19 protein-coding genes and 1 tRNA gene are annotated in these 18,968 nt (G+C 68.6%); 6 read left to right on the forward strand and 14 right to left on the reverse strand.

Going from position 1 to position 18,968, the window contains the following annotated elements; all coding sequences use genetic code 11:
• Window positions 1-24 precede the first annotated feature (24 nt).
• The 5 genes from ACZY1G_RS22865 to ACZY1G_RS22885 form a co-directional block, all read right to left on the reverse strand.
• Window positions 25-744: a hypothetical protein gene (locus tag ACZY1G_RS22865; protein WP_463823700.1), complete on the reverse strand. Its 720-nt coding sequence runs from the start codon at window positions 742-744 to the stop codon at window positions 25-27.
• Window positions 741-1,934 carry a zinc ribbon domain-containing protein gene (locus ACZY1G_RS22870; RefSeq protein WP_463817365.1) on the reverse strand — a complete coding sequence of 398 codons (1,194 nt, stop codon included), beginning with the start codon at window positions 1,932-1,934 and terminating at the stop codon, window positions 741-743. The genes ACZY1G_RS22865 and ACZY1G_RS22870 overlap by 4 nt, the downstream gene beginning before the upstream one ends.
• Entirely contained in the window at window positions 1,931-3,466 is a 1,536-nt protein-coding gene (locus ACZY1G_RS22875) for a S53 family peptidase (RefSeq protein WP_463823701.1), read from the reverse strand. Before ACZY1G_RS22875 ends, ACZY1G_RS22870 begins: the two co-directional genes overlap by 4 nt.
• Window positions 3,467-3,574: 108 nt before the next feature.
• Window positions 3,575-3,868 (reverse strand): hypothetical protein, encoded by a 294-nt coding sequence (locus tag ACZY1G_RS22880; RefSeq protein ID WP_458608219.1) that lies wholly within the window; start codon window positions 3,866-3,868, stop codon window positions 3,575-3,577.
• A gap of 162 nt (window positions 3,869-4,030) precedes the next feature.
• On the reverse strand, window positions 4,031-4,621 hold the full coding sequence (locus tag ACZY1G_RS22885; protein ID WP_463817366.1) for a dihydrofolate reductase family protein: 591 nt from the start codon (window positions 4,619-4,621) through the stop codon (window positions 4,031-4,033).
• 89 nt (window positions 4,622-4,710) lie between these two features.
• On the opposite strand from ACZY1G_RS22885, the gene ACZY1G_RS22890 reads away from it, so the two are divergent.
• The 4 genes from ACZY1G_RS22890 to ACZY1G_RS22905 all read left to right on the forward strand — a co-directional run bounded on the left by ACZY1G_RS22890 (window position 4,711) and on the right by ACZY1G_RS22905 (window position 8,344).
• Entirely contained in the window at window positions 4,711-5,529 is an 819-nt protein-coding gene (locus ACZY1G_RS22890) for an adenylate/guanylate cyclase domain-containing protein (protein ID WP_463823703.1), read from the forward strand.
• 142 nt (window positions 5,530-5,671) lie between these two features.
• Window positions 5,672-6,466 (forward strand): L,D-transpeptidase, encoded by a 795-nt coding sequence (locus tag ACZY1G_RS22895; RefSeq protein WP_463823847.1) that lies wholly within the window; start codon window positions 5,672-5,674, stop codon window positions 6,464-6,466.
• A gap of 7 nt (window positions 6,467-6,473) precedes the next feature.
• Window positions 6,474-7,127 (forward strand): DedA family protein, encoded by a 654-nt coding sequence (locus ACZY1G_RS22900; protein WP_463817368.1) that lies wholly within the window; start codon window positions 6,474-6,476, stop codon window positions 7,125-7,127.
• A gap of 29 nt (window positions 7,128-7,156) precedes the next feature.
• The gene (locus ACZY1G_RS22905) at window positions 7,157-8,344 is read left to right on the forward strand and encodes an MFS transporter (RefSeq protein ID WP_463823704.1); all 1,188 of its coding nucleotides are present in this window, start codon (window positions 7,157-7,159) and stop codon (window positions 8,342-8,344) included.
• On the opposite strand, the gene ACZY1G_RS22910 is transcribed toward ACZY1G_RS22905, so the two are convergent.
• From ACZY1G_RS22910 to ACZY1G_RS22945, 8 genes are all read right to left on the reverse strand, one after another.
• Window positions 8,325-9,101, reverse strand: a complete 777-nt coding sequence (locus ACZY1G_RS22910; RefSeq protein WP_221362474.1) for an SDR family NAD(P)-dependent oxidoreductase — start codon at window positions 9,099-9,101, stop codon at window positions 8,325-8,327. The genes ACZY1G_RS22905 and ACZY1G_RS22910 overlap by 20 nt on opposite strands.
• 56 nt (window positions 9,102-9,157) lie before the next feature.
• Window positions 9,158-9,580 carry a PPOX class F420-dependent oxidoreductase gene (locus ACZY1G_RS22915; RefSeq protein ID WP_463817370.1) on the reverse strand — a complete coding sequence of 141 codons (423 nt, stop codon included), beginning with the start codon at window positions 9,578-9,580 and terminating at the stop codon, window positions 9,158-9,160.
• A 41-nt stretch (window positions 9,581-9,621) separates the two neighbouring features.
• A tRNA-Ile gene (locus ACZY1G_RS22920) sits at window positions 9,622-9,695 on the reverse strand.
• 31 nt (window positions 9,696-9,726) lie between these two features.
• Window positions 9,727-10,569 (reverse strand): carboxymuconolactone decarboxylase family protein, encoded by an 843-nt coding sequence (locus ACZY1G_RS22925; protein WP_463817371.1) that lies wholly within the window; start codon window positions 10,567-10,569, stop codon window positions 9,727-9,729.
• A 10-nt stretch (window positions 10,570-10,579) separates the two neighbouring features.
• Complete coding sequence (locus tag ACZY1G_RS22930) at window positions 10,580-11,953, reverse strand: metallopeptidase TldD-related protein (protein WP_463823705.1); 1,374 nt, start codon at window positions 11,951-11,953, stop codon at window positions 10,580-10,582.
• A 31-nt stretch (window positions 11,954-11,984) separates the two neighbouring features.
• Window positions 11,985-13,502 carry a TldD/PmbA family protein gene (locus ACZY1G_RS22935; RefSeq protein WP_463823706.1) on the reverse strand — a complete coding sequence of 506 codons (1,518 nt, stop codon included), beginning with the start codon at window positions 13,500-13,502 and terminating at the stop codon, window positions 11,985-11,987.
• Window positions 13,503-13,520: 18 nt separating this feature from the next.
• The gene (locus tag ACZY1G_RS22940) at window positions 13,521-14,357 is read right to left on the reverse strand and encodes a CbiQ family ECF transporter T component (protein ID WP_463817375.1); all 837 of its coding nucleotides are present in this window, start codon (window positions 14,355-14,357) and stop codon (window positions 13,521-13,523) included.
• Complete coding sequence (locus ACZY1G_RS22945; protein WP_463823707.1) at window positions 14,354-16,417, reverse strand: ABC transporter ATP-binding protein; 2,064 nt, start codon at window positions 16,415-16,417, stop codon at window positions 14,354-14,356. The genes ACZY1G_RS22940 and ACZY1G_RS22945 overlap by 4 nt, the downstream gene beginning before the upstream one ends.
• 66 nt (window positions 16,418-16,483) lie before the next feature.
• Between ACZY1G_RS22945 and ACZY1G_RS22950 the strand changes: the two genes are divergently transcribed.
• Window positions 16,484-16,933, forward strand: a complete 450-nt coding sequence (locus tag ACZY1G_RS22950; RefSeq protein ID WP_463823708.1) for a MarR family winged helix-turn-helix transcriptional regulator — start codon at window positions 16,484-16,486, stop codon at window positions 16,931-16,933.
• A gap of 50 nt (window positions 16,934-16,983) precedes the next feature.
• Complete coding sequence (locus ACZY1G_RS22955; RefSeq protein WP_463817761.1) at window positions 16,984-18,195, forward strand: MFS transporter; 1,212 nt, start codon at window positions 16,984-16,986, stop codon at window positions 18,193-18,195.
• Between the two features lie 4 nt (window positions 18,196-18,199).
• Here the strand turns inward: ACZY1G_RS22955 and ACZY1G_RS22960 are convergent, their stop codons facing one another.
• Window positions 18,200-18,922 carry a VIT1/CCC1 transporter family protein gene (locus ACZY1G_RS22960; protein ID WP_463817380.1) on the reverse strand — a complete coding sequence of 241 codons (723 nt, stop codon included), beginning with the start codon at window positions 18,920-18,922 and terminating at the stop codon, window positions 18,200-18,202.
• Window positions 18,923-18,968: the final 46 nt, after the last annotated feature.

Raw genomic sequence — 18,968 nt, forward strand, 5'->3', positions numbered from 1 at the left:
AACGCTCTTGACCAGATATTGACGTCAGCGTGGTGGGTCGCCACGCCACGCGAAACTGTTGACGTATTTGCCCATATCGAGGGCAAGCTGCACATTCGCGCCTGAGGGTTTGCCTGGCCCGAAGTCCGGCCCGAACTGGTGGTAGGGACCGACGACGGAGGCGATGAGCGCGAGGTCGTTCTTCACCGCGGCCAACACGAGCACCCGCATTCGGGTGAAACTGCTCGTCGAGCCCTGCGGGTAGTAGTCGATCGCTTCACCGAAGCCGGGTTGGTACCCGACCATCGTGTTGGGGATCTCGTAGGCGACGCGCCCGTCGGGGACGTGCTGGGCCTTCAGGTCGGCGACGACCTGACGGGCCGGCCTGCCCGCCGCGGGCTCGCTGAAGAGCCGCAACGTACCACCCTCGCCGCCGGTGAAATCGGCAACGACGCCGTCGTCTGCGGTGGTGATGCGGTACGACGAACCGGCGGCCGGGTAGGACACCGAGAAGGAGCCGTTGGGCGCGGTGAACCGCGGGTTGATCGCCACCGGTGTGCCGATGGGTGGCCGCCCGCAGTCCGGCGGGCACACGAAACGCACCGGCGGCGAGGTCACCCGTGAGGAGATCACGGCGAGCACGCCGGCCACCAGGATGACCGGAATGATCCACAGCAACAACACCATTCGGTGCGACGGTCGACTCACCGACGGCGCGTGGCTCTCGCCGACGGTGTAGCCGGGGAAGAACGTGGTGGTCGTCAAGACCGGTCGCCATCGGTGTCGGCACGCCGGGGGCGCTCAGCCCGGCGCTGGGCGCGCGATGACCTCGACGACGCACGCGCGGCCACCCCGCACACCGGGCAGAACGCCATGTCGGGCACCACATGGCCACAGTGCTGGCACAGCACCGGTTGGTCCGCGATCGTCTCGTCGTGAGCCTCGTGCAGCAGCGCCAGGTGCAGACTGAGCCGCAGCAGGAACAGCGCCGCCGCGGCGACCACCGCGTACAGGGCGAGCATCAGCCACTGCCGCGAGCGGGAGATGTCGACCATGCCCAGCGCGATGGACAGCGCGAGCACGGCGACCGCGAACGCCACCATCACGAAGCGGACCAGTCCCGGCCGTTGATCCTTCTTGCTGTCGGGTCGGGTGAACCACAGCGCCACGCCCACCAACCCACCGGTGGCCGCGGCGATCAGCGGTGCCGCGACGCCCCGGATGCCCGCCTCGACCAGATAGAACGTCAGCGGGGCATCACTGACCAGGCCGGTCTCGAGCTGTGGGACCAGCCGGGTCATCATCGCCGCGGCGGTGAAGCTCAGCGCGCCGAGTGCCCCGATCATGAAGCCTTCCAAAGACTCCCGGGTCGGCGGCCCCATCAGCCGGATCACGATGACGGGAACCAGCATCAGGATCGCGCCGGCGAGCGGGAGTGCGGCGCCCTGCTGGACCATCTGCGAACCGCTCATGCCCACCCCCACGGCCGCACCGGAGGTCCGGTCGAAGGCCGCGCCGGCCACGAGGACGAACCCGACGCCGAGCACCACCCCGAGCCCGACCGTCAGTGCAAGGGCGCGCGTCGGCAGATCCCGCAGCCCGTCGGCCTCGCGCATGTAGACGAGGAACAGTGCGGGTAGCCCCAGCACGCCGACTGCGATCAGGGCCGCGGGCATCCGGAGCAGCGCGAAGGCCACCAGCGCCACCACCATGGCCCCCAGCGCCACCCGGAACGCGCCGCGATGCGCAAGATGGGGGAACAGCGAACTCAGCAACGACGGGGACAGCACACTCTCTCCGGGTGCGGCACCGAAGTTCCTGATGCGCAACCAGTCCGGGCCCTCCCACTTGCGGGCCGTCAAATGGCAACCGCACAGTCCGCAGAACTCGCCGTCGGGCACATCGACCCGGCAGATCCGACACTCGGTGGTCGGGAAGGGACTGTCGTCGCTCATGAGTTCTCCTGTTGCACATCGGCGACGTCGCGCACGAGGTTGCCCACCCGCGGGGTGCCCAGACCGGTGACGAGGTCGTAGCCGGGTGCGGCGTCGTCGACGGCGTTGCCACCCAACGTCACATCGCGGAACGCCGGCAGCCGGGCGCCGGCGGCGATCCGATAGAGCAGCGGGTTGAGATCTCCGAGCGGACGTCCGCCGGTGGAGATCAGGTAGTCGTTCATCACCGCGGCCAGGCCCGCCCAGATGGGCGCCGCCTGGGACGTGCCGCCGCCGATCGTCGGCTGGCCGTCGAGGATGAAGCTCACCCCGGTGAAGGGATCGGCGACCGCGGACACGTCGGGTGTCAGCCGCTTCCCGGTGCCGCGGTCGGCGGGGACGGCCCCTTCGACTCCGCGCTGCCACGTGGGCAGGTCGAACAGTTCCGACACTCCGCCGCTGGTGCCCAGCCCCAGCGGTACGTCGTACCAGGACTGCTCGTCCAGCCAGGCTCCGCCGGCCGTGGTGGACAGCGTAGTGCCTCCGACGTTGACCATTTCGGGAAGGGACGCCACAGAATTGAGGCCGATGCTGTCCTGCGCGGGCGCCGAGGACCAGTCGTCACCGCTCTTGCATTCCAGCCCGGCGAGATCGCCGTTGGCCATGAATGCAGTGGTTCCGCGACCGGTCGCGGCCAGCAGCGCCGACTGCGCGGGCGCGAGATCGGTTGCGGTGAGCAGCTTGTCGCACCCCCAGCTGATGGAGAAGCTCCACACCGCACCCGGGAACTGCCGGTCGACGTCGGCCATCATCTGCCCGATCTTGACGTAGGCGCCGTCGCCTTCCACGGTGGGCCGCGCATTGATCACGATCTTGCGGGCGTCGGGGGCGATGGCGTGCACGACGGACAGGTCCATCGTGGTCTCGGCGCTGGGTTCGTCGAACGTCCCGCCGATGATGGTGGGCGTGAACGCCGGCAAGCCGTTTCGCGTGGCGAACTCGTCGAGATCGGACTGACGGAAGCCGCCGAAGGCGAAGATGGCGACCGTCTGCCCCTTGCCGGTGTACCCGTCGGCAACGAGCCGGTCGGCTTCGTAGGTGGTGCGCAACGCCATTGGCGTGAGCCCGAATTCGGGCACATCGAGAGGCAGTTGCCGCGGTTGGTTGTCCCGGAAGGGCGTGTAGCCGAGGAGCCGGCCGACGGAATCGACCTCCCCGGTCACCGCGTCGGGTACGGCGGGTTGACGGCGTGAGGCGTAGAACACCGTGCCGTGCTGTTCGCGGTAGTCGTGGACGTCCACACCGAACGCACGGCCCATGGCTTGTGCGCCACCTTCGACAACAGCCCAGCGCTGACCCGGTTGCCACTGAACGGACAGCGCATGACTGTCGGCCCATTGGCTCAAGCCCACCGGGGCGACAGCATCGCGCAGTTCGACGACGAGCTGGGCAGAGCGGTCGTGCGACGGTCCGAGATCAACCGCGTGGGCCAGAAGGGCGGCGTACGGCCCGCCGATCAGCTGCCCAGGCCCACCGGCAGAGGTCGGCCGCACCGGGGCGACACTGGTGGTGAGGAGTATCAGGATCCCTACCACCAGTGCCGTCAAGCCCGCGACGCGGAACGCAGGCGCACGAACGTCAGTGACGATGGCTCGTCACTGTCACTGTGGTGCGCGGGGTGCTCCCGGGTTCCTGCCGTTGTCGTTCGCGTTGGGCGGAATCGAGGTGAACGGGTTACCGCCGGCGGTGCGAGGCACGTTCTCCGTGGGCGACGCCGGAGGCGGCGTAGCCGGAGTGGTGGCCGGCGGGGTCGTGGTGGTCGTCGTGGTCGTCGTGGTGGTGGAGGTCTCCGGGGCGTTGCCCTCGTTCGAGCTACACCCCACGGCCAGCCACGTCATCGCCGAGAGGGCGACACCGCCAGCAACCAGCGAGAAGCGACTGGTCCTTGATCTCATAATGCGTTCCCATCTGTTCGTCGAGCCGCATGCCGTCCCAGATTCCTGGGTCGCGACTAGATCTTCACATTTTGCCGTCGTCTCGACCAGCGCAGGAGCGTTTTCCTGTGTAGCCGCTGTCAACCAACGCACCGTGGGTAGTGTCCGAACGCCCGCGAAGCGTTACACCACGGCTGAGTGCAGCCTCGGCCGGTACACCAGTTCCGCGATGTCGGCATCGAGGGTGCGGCGCTCGACGAGCTCGAGGTCGAAGTCAGCGGCGCCGGCGAAAACCGGATCGGCACCTGTCTGCCCGGTGATGACGGGAAAGATCGTGACCTGCAGGTAGTCCACGAGACCGGCGGCCATCAGGGCCCGATTCATCGACAAACTGCCGTGGGATCGCAACGGGATGTCCGACTCGTCCTTCAGCCGGGCGACCACCTCGACAGCGTCACCACGCGCCACGGTCGCATCCGGCCACTCGAGCGGCTCCCCGACGGTCGTGGAGATGACCGTCGCCGGCAGGTGGTGCATCGCGGTGACCCACGGGTCGCGGACCTCGGAATCCTCGTCGCTGTCGCCGAGCATCTGAACGAACTGGCGATAGGTGTTGGCACCGAACACCATTCGCTGGCCATTCCGGTAGAGGTCGAGGCGGCGGGCAAGCAACTCAGGTCCCTGCTTACCCCAATAGCCGGTCCAATCACCGCCGTCCGCTCCACCGAAGCCGTCGAGACTGGAGAAGACGTCGAAGGTGTAGGTCGCGCTCATGATGCTCCTCGTGGTTCTGTCGGTGGGCTACAAGACAGACCGGGAGGCGGCGCTGAACTCATCGGTGAGACCACCGGGATACTGGAGGTGTGGACATCGCGCTGCTGGTACTCACGCCGATCCTGTTCGCGGCGGTGATCACCCTCGGCGTGCTGCTCATCGTGTCACGGCGCCAACTGGCCGGCGCCCGGAAAGAGTTGCGGCGCAACCGTGAACGTGTTCCTGCAGGGGTACGCAGACGGAGACACGGAGTGGCTCCGCTGGCCGTCAGAACGGTCACCCACACGCTGAAAAGCGCCGACGCGCTGATCCGGCACGGCATCGTCGGCTCCGTGCGCAGTTCGGTCGACGACCTCGCGGCGTGGGCGCGCGTCGAGCGTCCGGATTTGGCTCGCCTCACCACCGACGGTCGCGTCGTTCTGATGTTCTCCGACATCGAAGGGTCCACCGAACGCAACGAGTCACTCGGCGACAGCGCCTGGATGAAGGTGCTCGACCGGCACAACCGCCTCGTCGAGCGCACGGTCGCCGACCACCGCGGCTACGTCGTCAAGAACCAGGGAGACGGTTTCATGATCGCCTTCTCCGCACCCACCGATGCGCTGCGGTGCAGCCTGGCGATCCAGCGGGCGCTGCGGGAGAACGCCGAGCACTACGACGGAATCCGGGTCCGGATCGGTGTCCACGTCGGTACGTCGGTTCGTCGCGGCGACGACCTGTTCGGCCGCAACGTCGCGATGGCGGCGCGCATCGCCGATCTGGCAGCCGGCGGAGAGATCCTCGTCAGCGATGAGGTGCGGGAGTCGGCGGACGGCGTCCACGGGATCGCGTTCGACGATCCCGTCGAGGTCGAACTCAAGGGGCTACGCGGCACCCAGTCGGTGTCCTCGGTCAGCCTCACACCCTGAAATCCCAGGTCGCCGCGGAACCCAGGTCGCCGTGGAACACTGTCACCGCGACGGAAGGATGCGTATGTCTGCGTGGACCTCTTCTTGGATGTGGAGAACACTCACGGCGGTCGGTGCTGCCGCGTTGGTGGGCCTGGTCGTGATGACGGTGTCCCCTCTTGCTCTGTCCCCTCTCGCTCTCGCCCAGCCTCCCGCAGGGCAGGACCCGACGCCGTTCGTCGGCGCGGCGCCGTTCGCTCCGCCGAAAGTGGCTCCTGCCAACGGATCCACCGTCGGTGTCGGCCAGCCGATCATCATCGACTTCCCCGGGCTGGTCGACAACTCCGTCGCCGCCGAGAACGCCATCCACGTCTCCTCGGTCCCCCCGGTGCCCGGCAAGTTCTACTGGATGACGCCCACGCAGCTGCGCTGGCGCCCACTGGATTTCTGGCCTGCCCATACCACGGTGACCGTCGACGCCGGTGGCGCGACGTCCAGTTTTCAGACCGGCGACACCCTCATCGCCACGGCCGACGACGCCACCCACCAGCTGACCGTCACCCGCAATGGAATGGTGGAGAAGACGATTCCGATGTCGATGGGGATGACCGCCGGCGGCCATCAGACACCGAACGGCACCTACTACGTCCAGGAGAAGATGCCCTCGGTGGTGATGGACTCCTCGACCTATGGTGTGCCTGTCGATTCGACGTACGGGTACAAGACCACGGTGGAGCTGGCCGTCCGCTTCGACGACAGCGGCGACTTCGTGCACAGTGCGCCGTGGTCGGTCGCCGATCAGGGCAAGCGAGACGTCAGCCACGGCTGCATCAACATCAGCCCGGCGAACGCGCAATGGTTCTACGACAACTTCGGCGCCGGCGATCCCATCGTGGTGAAGAATTCCGGGGGCGGCACGTATTCGCGGCACGACGGCTCCAACGACTGGCAGCTGTAGCGCCGGCATGACCGTCGAAGCCATCCTGCAGACGATCCCGCCGATCGCGGTTTACCTGGTCGTCGGGGCCGTCATCGGCGTCGAGAGCCTCGGCATACCGCTGCCCGGCGAGATCGCTCTGGTGAGCGCGGCGCTGCTGTCGTCGCGTCACAGCCTCGACATCAGCCCGATAGGCGTCGCGGGGGCGGCCGCACTCGGCGCCGTCATCGGCGACACGATCGGCTACTCGATCGGGCGGCGCTACGGGATGTCGCTGTTCGAACGGCTCGGCAGGCGCTTCCCGAAACACTTCGGCCCCGGACACGTCGCTTTGGCGAAGCAGCTGTTTGCGCGGTGGGGCGGTTGGGCGGTGTTCTTCGGCCGGTTCATCGCGCTGCTGCGGATCTTCGCGGGCCCGTTGGCCGGTGCCATGCGGATGCGGTACCCAGGATTTCTCGCCGCCAATGCGAGCGGCGCCGTGGTGTGGGCCGGCGGCACCGTCGCCGTCATCTACTACGCCGGTATGGCCGCCGAACGCTGGCTCTCCCGGTTCTCCTGGATCGCGTTGGTCGCGGCGATCGCGATCGGCATCGGCGCGACACTGCTGATGCGCGAAAGGACGTCGCGTCTGATCGCCCAGCTGGAAGCCGAGCACGACTGGGAGACGCTGCGCCGCCACTAGCTCGGCGCAGCGCTGAAGACCACAGGATCGTGAACACCGTCGACCATCCACGCCACCGCTACTGGCCCCTCTACGGCGCCGGCTTCGTCACCGCCTTCGGCGCGCACTCGATCGCCGCCAATCTGGGCACATACGGCCAGGAACAGCACGCCAGCCTGCTCACGATCGGACTACTGCTCGCCGTCTACGACGCCGCCGAGGTCATCCTCAAACCTGTCTTCGGCGCACTCGTGGACCGTGTCGGTCCACGTCCCGTTCTCATCGGCGGCTTAATCGGATTCGCCTGCGCATCAGCTGGATTCGTCGCCGCCGGCGATCCAAGCCTGCTGGGCGTCGCCCGCTTTGCACAAGGTGCGGCCGCCGCAGCGTTCTCCCCCGCAGCGTCCACACTCGTGGCTCGACTCCAGTCACCCGGCGGCCACGCACGACGGTTCGGAAGCTACGGAGCGTGGAAAGGGTTGGGATACACGCTCGGACCGCTCCTGGGTGGCGGCGTGGTGACCATCGGCGGGTACAACGCGCTGTTCGCGACGCTGGGGGTGGTCGCGGTCATCGTCGCCGTCTGGGCCGCATGCGTCGTTCCCCGAGTCGAGCCGCTGCCTCGGCGGCGTTCGACGGTCGTCGACCTGGCCCGTCGACTCACCCGGCGCGCATTCCTCGCTCCCACCCTGGTACTCGCTGCCTCGACCGCTGCGTTGTCCATCGGAGTGGGCTTCTTCCCGATCCTCGCCGCGTCGGCCGGCGCCAACGCATTGCTCAGCGGGGCAATGGTTTCCGTGCTGTCCGCCTGCGCGGCCCTCTCACAACCGTGGGCCGGCCGCGCGCTCGATGGCCGCCGGTTCAGCTACCGCGCCGGCGCCATCGCGGGGCTCACCGCGTGCGTCGCCGGCTTCCTGCTGGCCGGACTCCTGGCCGGGCCGGTGGGACTGATCGTCGGCGCCATCGCGATCGGATTGGGCGCGGGGGTCCTGACGCCACTGGGCTTCGCCGCCCTGGCCGCCTCGGCGCCGCCCGAAAGACTCGGCGAGACCATGGGATCAGCAGAGGTCGGCCGTGAACTCGGAGACGCCGGCGGCCCGTTGCTCGTCGGCGCGGTCGCCGCGGCGGCGACGCTCGGTGTGGGATGCGTCGCGGCCGCGGCGATCATGGCAGCCGTGGCGGCCCTTGCAGCGGGGCCGTTACAGGTGGAGGACTCGCCTACTTCGGCGGCATCCTGATGCCGCCGTCGACGCGGACGACCTCGGCGTTCATGTAGGAGTTGGTGATCAGTTCGACGACCATCGACGCGAGCTCTTCGGGCTTGCCGAGCCGGCGCGGGTAGAGAACGGATTCACCGAGCTTGGCCTTGAACGCCTCCGAGTCCGGGCCTTCGCCATAGATCGGGGTGTCGATCAGGCCGGGGGCGACGGTGTTGACACGGATGCCGACCGCGGCGAGGTCGCGGGCCACCGGCAGGGTCAGTCCGACGACGCCGCCCTTCGACGAGGAGTAGGCCGCCTGGCCGATCTGGCCGTCGAACGCGGCCACGCTGGTCATGTTGACGATCGCGCCGCGCTCGCCGGAGTCGGTGAGGTCGAGCCGGCTCATCGCCGTGGCCGCGAGCCGGATGCAGTCGAAGGTGCCGACCAGGTTGATCGCGAGCACCTTCTTGTACGCGTCGAGGTTGTGCGCCGAGGCGAACTCGCCGTCCTTGCCGATTGTCCTTTGCGCCCAACCGATTCCGGCCGAGTTGACCAGGGTGCGCAGCGGTCCCAGGTCGACGGCGGTGTTCACCGCGTCTTCGATCTGGGAGGTGTCGGTCACGTCGACGCTGACGTACGCGCCGCCGATCTCGTGGGCCAGTTCCTGGCCGCGCTCGGCCTGCAGGTCGGCGATGACGACCCGCGCGCCCTGCGAGGCGAGGAGGCGGGAGGTGGCGGCGCCGATGCCTGAGGCTCCGCCGGTGACAATTGCGCTGGTTCCGTTGACGTCCACAGCCGGAGTGTAGGACAGGTGTCGAGACGCCGATCGCGAGACACCCGTCGGGAGCATTACCCCGACTTGGAGTTCACCTGCTGCGGCGTCATCCGGAGTGCCACCCTGGGCTTTCGCCCCCTGGCGAGGATCGCTTCGATGGTGGTGATGATGTGGAACTGAAGGCCGTACTTGCGGCGGATGAGCTGCTCGACGTCGGCCACGGCGGTTGGCGATTCCTCGACGACGGCGGTACACAGCAGTTCGGGGTCGACCGGATCGACCTTGCCCATGCGGCTCGAGCGAATCAGCACGACGCGCGGGTCGCGTCGCACGCGTTTGACCTTCCAGGCGTCGGACGGTGTCCAGACGACGAGGTCGTCACCGTCGGAGGCGATCCACATCGCCGATCCGACGGGAGTTCCGTCTCGCTTGTAGGTGACCAGTGAGACGAAGTCTGCCTCACCCAGGTGTTTCGCCAGCGCCGCCGCGTCGTCCATATGGCCGACCCTACTGGCGCCCGCCGTGACACCGTCTGAAGTAGGGCGGGCGGGGCTCGAACCCGCGACCAATGGATTATGAGTCCACGGCTCTAACCGACTGAGCTACCGCCCCTCGTGCGGCCACCATGGTCGCATATCGCCGGTCACGCGAAGACGGTCTGCCCCGCCTCGTCGATCTCGTAGCGCTCGGTGCCCTCGGTGACCCGGGGCGCATCGGCACCCAGTGCCACCGCGATCTTGTTGGCCGCGTTGCGCATCACGTCGAGGGTCAGCTCGAACGCTTGTGTCTCCGAGAAGTACTTGTGGATGCCGTGGACCACCGACTCGCTGATCTCCGCGGGCGTCCAGATCAGCGCATCCACGTACCGCAGCGCCGCCTTGTGCGTCTTCGACAGGTCGGCGGCGGCCTCGTAGTCCTCGATCTGGTGGTACAGGTCCTCCGACCCGCCCGCATCGAGTGCATGCGATTCGCGCAGCGATCGGCACAGTCGGCAGTTGTGTGCGGCCGCGCCGCGCAGCCGCACCACCTCGGTGGTCACCGCGTCGAGTTCGCGCAGCCGCGCCACCGCCGGGACGAATTCGCCGAGCAGAGCCTCGACCGGATCCCCGTCGGCGTCCCACGCCACCTCCGACACCACGCCCGGCCTGCCGAGCCCCAGCGCGTCGCACCCCGCCCACACCCGGGGCAGGAAATCAGCGATGAAGACCGCCACGACGACGCGAAACGCCTTGTCTCCGTAGGCGTTCAGAAGACATTGCCGCTGGTTGTCCCCGATCCCCGTGACGTCGGTGCTGAACTGCTCCGCGAACGCCGCCAGCACCGCCTCCTCGTCCGTGCGCCCGTCGACCAGGTCCACCCGGATGGGCAACGGTGGCAGCGACAGCGCCCGCCCGCACGTCAGCCGGATCACCGCGTCGGCGCGGCTGTCCCCCGAGGACAGCGCGACGAGCTCGGCCAGCCGTTCGGGCAGTGCGCGATCGCTCACGCTGGTGAGCTTATTGCGCCTGACTGACCGACGACATGTGAAAGTCCGGAATTCGCAGTGACGGCATCTGCGCCCGCGTGGCCCAGTCGCCCCACTCGCGGGGCAACGTCACCTCGCTGACGCCGGCCTCGGTGGCCCGCCGCAGCAGGTCCAGAGGGCTCTCGTTGAACCTGAAGTTGTTCACCGCGGCGGTGACCTCGCCGTCCTCGACCAGGTACACGCCGTCTCGGGTCAAGCCGGTCAGCAGCAGCACCGACGGGTCGACCTCGCGGATGTACCAGAGGGTGGTGAGGAGCAAGCCGCGCTCGGTCGCGGCGATCATCTGCTGCAGTGTGCTCGCGCCGCCGGTCATCAGCAGGTTGTCGGCTCCCACGGCGACAGGGGCGCCGAACTCTTCCGCCGCGGCGCGCGGGTAGGCCAACGCGTTGATCACGCCGTCGCGCAGCCAGTCGACCCGGTCGATCGCCATACCGTTGTCGAACACCGATGCCCGCTCCGACGACGTCGCGACCGCCACGTACGGGGCGCATTCCAGACCCGGCGCATACGGATCCGAGTAGAGCGTCAGCGGAAGATCGGTCAGCTTCTCCCCCACGCGCGTTCCGCCACCCGGCGCCGACAGCGCCGAGCGGCCCTCCTGCGCTCCCCGACCGCCCATCGTCCAGGTCAGGTAGATCATCAGGTCCGCCACAGTCGAGGGCGGCAGCAGGGTTTCGTAGTGCCCCGCCGGCAGGTCGATGGTGCGATGCGCCCATGACAGCCGGGTGTCCAGTTCCGCGAGCAGGGCATCGGTGGAGACGTTCGCGAAGTCGGGGGTGCCGACCCCTGCCCACGCACTGGCCCCGTCCCGCTTGGCGTTGATCTCCACCGAACCGGTGGGCTGAGTGAAGCGGCGGCGCACCCCGCCGGAGGTGGCCACGAACGTCGTCTCGACGACATGGCGGCCGTACCCGAAGAGCGTGTCACTCCCGCGGAATCCGCGGGCCAGATCGCTTGCGACACCGGCGAAGACGTCGGCGCTGGTGCCGGGGAGGGGTGCGTCCCAGTCGGGCGGCGCATCTGTTGCGGCCAGCGCGGGGGCGCTGTCCCGTGCCGGTGGCGCGGCAGCGGCCGCCTGCTGCGAGGCCGCCACCAGTGCGGTGATGACGGACGGGTCGACGGCGCTGGACCGTACCGACCCGACGTGGGCGTCCTCACCGCGACGCACGACCGAGATCACCGTGGTGGTGCGACTGGTGGATTCACCGTTGGTGGTCATGGTGTTGTTGGCCCACCGCAGTGACGCGTCGACGCGGTCGGTGACGACGACGACGGTCTCGTCGGCGCCGCCGAGGCGGGTCGCTTCGGCCAACACGGCGTCGACCACCTGCTGCGCGCTGATCATCGGCCCGTCTCCATTGGCTTCTTCGCTGCGCTCATCGGCCCGCCTCCTCGCGGGTGTTGAGCACGTTGATTCCTCGGAACAGAGCCGACGGGCAGCCGTGGCTGACGGCCGCCACCTGACCGGGTTGGGCCTTACCGCAGTTGAACGCACCGCCGAGACGCCATGTCGACTGTCCGCCAACGGCTTCCATCGCACCCCAGAAGTCGGTGGTGGTCGCCTGGTAGGCGACGTCGCGGACCTGCCCGTCGAGTTTTCCGTCGCGAATCCGGAAGAAGCGTTGCCCGGTGAACTGGAAGTTGTAGCGCTGCATGTCGATCGACCAGCTCTTGTCGCCGACGATGTAGATCCCGTCGTTCACCCGCGCGATCAGATCGTCGGTGCTGATGTCCTCGGCAGCGGGCTGCAGCGAGACGTTGGCCATCCGTTGGATGGGCACGTGGTGCGCCGAGTCGGCATAGCTGCAGCCGTTGGAGCGGCCCACGCCGAGCCGGGGAGCGAACACCCGGTCCAGTTGATAGCCCACGAAGAGTCCGTCTCGGACCAGGTCCCAACTCTGCGCACGCACTCCCTCGTCGTCGAAACCGACGGTCGCCAAGCCGTATTCGGTGGTCCGGTCCGCCGTCACGGTCATCACCGGCGATCCGTAGATCATGCGGCCCAGCTTGTCGGGGGTGGCGAACGAGGTGCCGGCATAAGCCGCTTCGTAGCCGATGGCGCGGTCGTATTCGGTGGCGTGCCCGATCGATTCGTGGATGGTGAGCCACAGGTTGGTCGGATCGATCACCAGATCGGTGGGGCCTGCCACCACGCTGGGTGCCTTGACCTTCTCGGCCAGCAGCGCGGGCAGCCCGGCGAGCTCGTCGGACCAGTTCCAGATGTCGTCGTCGGCAACGGCTTCCCACCCGCGTGCGGTCGGCGGGGCCAGCGTGGACATGGTCTCGAACGTGCCGGCCGCGGTGTCGACGGCCACGGCCTCCACGTTGGGCAGCACCCGCACCCGCTGCTGCGTGATCGACGAGCCGAACGTGTCCGCGTAGAACGTCTGCTCCTTGGCCGCGTGCAGCCGTGCCGACACGTGGTCCACACCGTCGGAGGCGAGCAGCCGGCCCGCGTAGTCACCGAGCACGGCGACCTTGTCCTCGACCGGCACCTCGAACGGGTCGATCCGGTAACTCGACACCCACGTCATGTCCCGGTACACCGGCTCGGGAGCGAGCTCGATGCGTTCGGCGTTCAGCGGGGCCAATCTGGTCGCGACGCGCACGGCACGGCGAGCGGTGTCCGCGGCCGCTTCGACGCTCAGCTCGGCATGAGAGGCGAAACCCCAGGTGCCGTCGACGATCACGCGGACGGCAAGACCGATCTCACTGTCGACGACGGCGGTTTCCACGTCGTGATCACGCAGCCCGATCGTCTCGGTGGTGATGGCGTGGATGCGCAGATCGGCGTAGCTGGCCCCGGCTTGGACCGCCGCGGCCAGAGCCGCATCCGCGAGTGCCTGCCGGGGCAGCGCCAGGAAATCGGCGTCGATGGTTCGGGGCGCGCTCACGCCCTTCACCGTAGTGGGTCAGTTACGCGCGCTGCTCGTGGGAAGGACCATCAGCTCGAGCGCGAGCGCAGCGCCGCACACCACGGCAACGATCGCGAAAGCCACCCAGTCGCGGCGGGCCGGCCGCGATGGCGCGGCCGAGATCTGGCCCGCGCCACCACGTGCGGTGATCGCGTCGCCCATCTCGTCGGCTCGTCGCAGCGCGACAGTGATCGCGGCGGCGAGCAGATCGATCAGCTCCGCGGCCCACCGCTTGCGTCGGCCGCGCCGGTGCACATCGACATCGGGCGGTCGCAACCGACGGGCCGCGTACAGCACGGTGAATTCGTCGATCAGCATCGGAAAGGCCCTCAGCGACAGCGCAAGTGCCACCGCCCAGTCGTCGACGGGGACGCGCAGCGGTCGCAGCGGGCGCCCGAGTGCGGCGACGGCAGGGGCGATCTCAGCGACGTTGGTGGTCCAGGAGACCATGGCCCCGAGCCCCAGCAGCACGATCGACAGCGCCGTGATGCGCAGGAAGTTCAGCAGCCCGCCGAACCCGATCTCCATCGATCCCACCGACATCACCGGACTGCCACCGGCGAACGTGGCGGTCAACCCGCCCAGTGCCACGAGGAACCACAGCCACCGCGGGATGGACGGCAGCACGCCGCGCGGGATGCGGGCGAGCCTGGCCGACACCAGCACCAGCACGGCCACCGCTGCGATCGGTAACCAGCCGGGATAGAACGTCAGGAGCACCCCGATGCCGGCGACGATGATCAGCTTCGCGCCCGCCCACAGGTCGTGGATGACGGTGCGCCCCGGCACCGGCCGAAGCAGCACGACCTGACGACGGGGACGGGTCGCGCTCATGCGACACCCCCGGCCGCGGTGGGCACGGTCGCCAGTTCTCCGTCGCGCAGGTGCAGCGTGCGCGGGCACAGACCTTCCAGCCCGGCGAAGTCGTGGGAGATCACCACGACGGTCAGCCTTCTGCGCTTCCGCAGATCTTCGAGCAGACGTACCAACCCCACGGCGGAGGCGGCGTCGAGGCCGGCCAGCGGTTCGTCGAGGATCAGTGCGCGCGGGGACCGGGCCAGCAGGCCGGCGAGCACGACGCGGCGCATCTGGCCGCCGCTGAGCTGATCGATCCGTCGAGAAGCCAGCGTCGGGTCCAGACCCACGGTGGCCAGCGCCTCGGTCACCTTCTGTTGGTCGTACTTGGAGAAGCCGGCCAGCGAGGCGATCTCCAACGCGACATGGCTGCGCATCAGCTGCAGCCGGGCCGCCTGGAACGAGATCGCCACAGCGCCAACCTGTTCGGACACCGGCTTGCCGTCGAGCAGGCACTCGCCCTGGCTCGGTACGGTGAGCCCGGCCATGATCCAGGCCAGCGTGGACTTCCCGGAACCGTTGAGCCCGTGGATCAACACGCCGTCGCCTTCGTGCACGGAGAAGTCGATGCCGGTCAGCGCGGTCTTGGCCCAGGGGGTGCCGTCGCCGTAGATGTGGCCGACGTCGCGCAGCTCGAGCACCGGCGGGCCGGCTCGATGACCTGGGTCGACCTCGGGGCGGGGTGCGTGCACCTCTGCGGTCTCGACCATGTCCGGTCCGGTCACGTTGTCGGCGTTGGCGCCGTTGCCGGTCAGCGCCACCGTGCGGTCGGCGGCCTCGGCCTCGTCGTTGTAGTGCGTGATGTGCACCAGCGAGGTTCCGTGTGCTCGGGTGAGCCCGGACAGGACGGACATCAGGCCGTCGCGGCCCTGCTGGTCCACCATGCTGGTCACCTCGTCGGCGATCAGCAGCGCCGGTTCGCGGGCCAGCGCGGCAGCCACGGCGAGCCGCTGCAGTTCGCCGCCGGACAACCCGCCGGTGTCCCGTTCGCCGAAACCGTCGAGGCCGACCTCGCCGAGAAGACGGTCCACGTCGGTGCTCGTACCCGGGGGCAGACCCCAGACCACGTCGTCGGCGACGCGTGTGCCGAGCACCTGGCTCTCGGGATGCTGCATCACCACGGCGGTGCCGCCGCGCTTGCCCAATCCGACGCTGCCCGGACGCTCGATCGCGCCTGCGCTGGGTTCGCGCCCGGAGAGCACGAGCATCAGCGTCGTCTTGCCCGACCCGTTGGCCCCGGTGACGGCGACGTGTTCGCCGGGTTGCACATCCAGTGACACCGGCCCGAGCGCGTCGCGATGCGTTGCGGGGTAACGGAAGCGGACGTCGCGCAGCTGCAGCGGAACCGGGCCGACGGGGCCGTTGTCGGCGGGCGTCTCGAGCTTGTGCACATCGGGCACGCCGAGCAGGCGCGCCATCACCCGCGACAGCGCCCACCAGCCGACCAGGCTCACCCAGACGATCGAGAACACACCCATGACGAAGAACAGCAGCGGCCAGTAGTGCAGCGCGGTGGCGAAGTCGCGCTCGAGGCGCGCTGCAGCGTCCTCGAGTGGGGGGATGCGACGCATGATCGCCGCCACGCCCGTGATGTTGGCGGTGACCGAGTCGAAGATCAGCGTGCGCAGACGGCTCAGCAGGGCCAGGGCCCCGACGATGAACACGCCGAACACGGCGCCGGCGATGAGCGCGGACGCCACCACGGTGGGAGTGCCACGACCGCGCCGTTTGACGATGCCGGTCAGTCCCCCGATGTACGCGCAGTTCACCACGGTCATGAAGCCGCCCATGCCGGCGATGAGGAACGCCACCAACCCACCGGCGACCGTTGCCGTCAGCACGACCCGCAGGCGATAGCGGTAGGCGAGCAGCCCCATCGGCACCGTGCCGAGCAGCGACAGGCCGGCCGCGAACGGCACGACCACCGCGATGATGGCGATGGCGGCGCACAGGGCCGCCATCACCGCGGCCTGTGCGAGCTCCACCGGTTGTAGGGAGCCCGACCGTCGCGGCGTGCGCTGCGAGGCGGCCGAGGTCATCTCATGATTCTGCCAGTCGGGTACCCCAGGTGGATTGCATAGGGATTCTATGCAATCATGGAGGGCATGTCCTCCACGCTCGGTTCCGACCTGCTCTCGGTGGTGGCACGGCTCAACCGGATGGCCAACCAGCGAGTTCGCATCCCCCTCCCGTTCGCCCAAGCCCGCCTGCTGTCCACGATCGACGACCGCGGCGAGGCACGGATCTCCGATCTGGCCGCTCTCGATCACTGCTCGCAGCCCACGATGACCACGCAGGTGCGGCGTCTCGAGGACGCCGGAATGGTGACGAGAACCACAGACCCGCACGACGCGCGGGCCGTCCTGATCCGCATCACCGAGCGCGGCAAGGACACCCTGCGTCAGGCGCGAGCCGATCGCGGCGCGGCCGTCGACCCCTATCTCGACCGGCTCAGCGAGGCCGACCGGGCCTGCCTGACCGAGGCGGTCCTCGTGATGCACCGCCTGATCGACGAGGCCACGTCCGCCTCTCGCACCGAACAGAAGTCGCACTGAATCTGTTTTCCACCGAAAGGAGTGGTTCGCCGGTGTCTGCCGACACACAGATGTGGCGCCAACCCAAGGCCGTCTGGGCCGTGGCCTTCGCGTCCGTCGTCGCGTTCATGGGAATCGGTCTCGTCGACCCCATCCTCAAACCGATCGCCGACAACCTGAACGCCTCGCCCTCGCAGGTCTCGCTGCTGTTCACCAGCTACATGGCCGTGATGGGCGTGGCGATGCTGATCACCGGCGTGGTGTCCAGTCGTATCGGACCCAAGCGCACGCTGCTGATCGGCCTGGTGATCATCATCGCCGGCGCGGGGCTCGCCGGATTCTCCGACACCGTGATGGGCATCGTCGGCTGGCGGGCGCTGTGGGGACTGGGCAACGCGCTCTTCATCGCCACCGCGCTCGCGACGATCGTCAGTTCGGCGCGCGGGTCGGTCGCCCAGGCAATCATCCTTTACGAAGCCGCCCTGGGGCTGGGCATCGCCGTCGGCCCACTGGTGGGTGGTGTACTCGGTGAGATCTCCTGGCGCGGGCCCTTTTTCGGCGTCTCCGCTCTGATGGCCATCGCGCTGCTGGTGACGACGTTCCTGTTGCCCGCCACACCGCCTGCGGCGCGGGCCACCACACTCGCCGATCCGTTCCGGGCGCTGGCGCACCGCGGGCTGCTCGGCGTCGCGGTCACCGCGCTGCTCTACAACTTCGGCTTCTTCACGCTGCTGGCATTCACGCCGTTCCCCCTCGACATGGGAGCTCAGGAGATCGGGCTGATCTTCTTCGGCTGGGGTCTGGCCCTGGCATTCACGTCGGTGTTCGTCGCTCCGCGACTGCAGCACCGCTTCGGCACCGTGCGCACGCTGGTGGTCAACCTGCTGCTGATGACCGTCACGCTCGCCGCGATGGCGGTGTGGACCGACAGCAAGCCGGTGCTCGCCGCCTGCGTCGTCGTCGCCGGCCTGTGGATCGGCATCAACAACACGCTGATCACCGAGACCGTGATGAAAGCCGCCCCCGTGGAGCGGGGTGTCGCCTCGGCCGCCTACAGCTTCATGCGGTTCTCCGGCGCCGCTGTCGCCCCGTGGCTCGCCGGCGTACTCGGCGAAAAGGTCAGCGTGCACCTGCCGTTCTGGGTCGGCGCGGGCGCGGTCCTGTTGGCTGCCGCCGTCCTGACGGTCACGCGGACACACCTGACCCACATCGACGACGAGGAGTCCGAGCTCGAGGAGCTGCGCGACGAGGCGCAGGCCGTCACCGTCGGAAACGAGAGCTGAGCGCTCAGCTCACGGAGACGCCGATGAGGTGCCCGACGAGGTAGGTCGCGGCGATCGCGACGGCCCCGAACGTCAGCTGCCGAGCCGATCCCGCGATCGGTGAGCGGCGGGTGATCCGGGCTGCCGCGGCACCCGCGAGCATCAGCCCGAACCCGCCGAAAGCCAGACCGGCCCACAGCGATTCGTAGCCGAGCAGGTAGGGGATCAGCGGGATGATCGCCCCGACGGCGAACATCACGAACGACGATCCGGCGGCGAGCCAGGGTGACGGCTTCTCCCGGGGGTCGACCCCGAGCTCCTGGATCAGGTGGAAGTTGATCGCCTTGTGATCGTCTCGGTGGATCTCCTCTGACGCCTTGGTCGCCGTCTCGGCGGACATCCCGAGTTCGACGAGCTTGGCCACCAACTCGGCCTGCTCCGCCTCCGGTTGTCGCGCAAACGATTTGCGCTCGACGTGCACCTCGGAATCGATCTGCTCGTTGGCCGTGGTCACCGACGTGTACTCACCGAGAGCCATCGAGAAGGACCCGGCGAGCAGCCCCGCCACCCCGCTGATCACGACAGTCTGCGCCGAGGCGCTGGCGGCCACCCCGGCGATCAACGCGGTGTTGCTGACCAAGCCGTCCATCGCCCCGAACGTGGCAGCGCGCAGCCACCCGCCGGTCACATCGGCGTGCCGATGATCCTGAACGTGAACTCCCAGTGATTCCCCCGGCGACTCGGTCATGGCGACATTCAACGCCGCGCCCCGGGCTCCCGTCACGGCAGGTTCC

This window comes from Mycobacterium sp. IDUB_5, assembly GCF_055419565.1.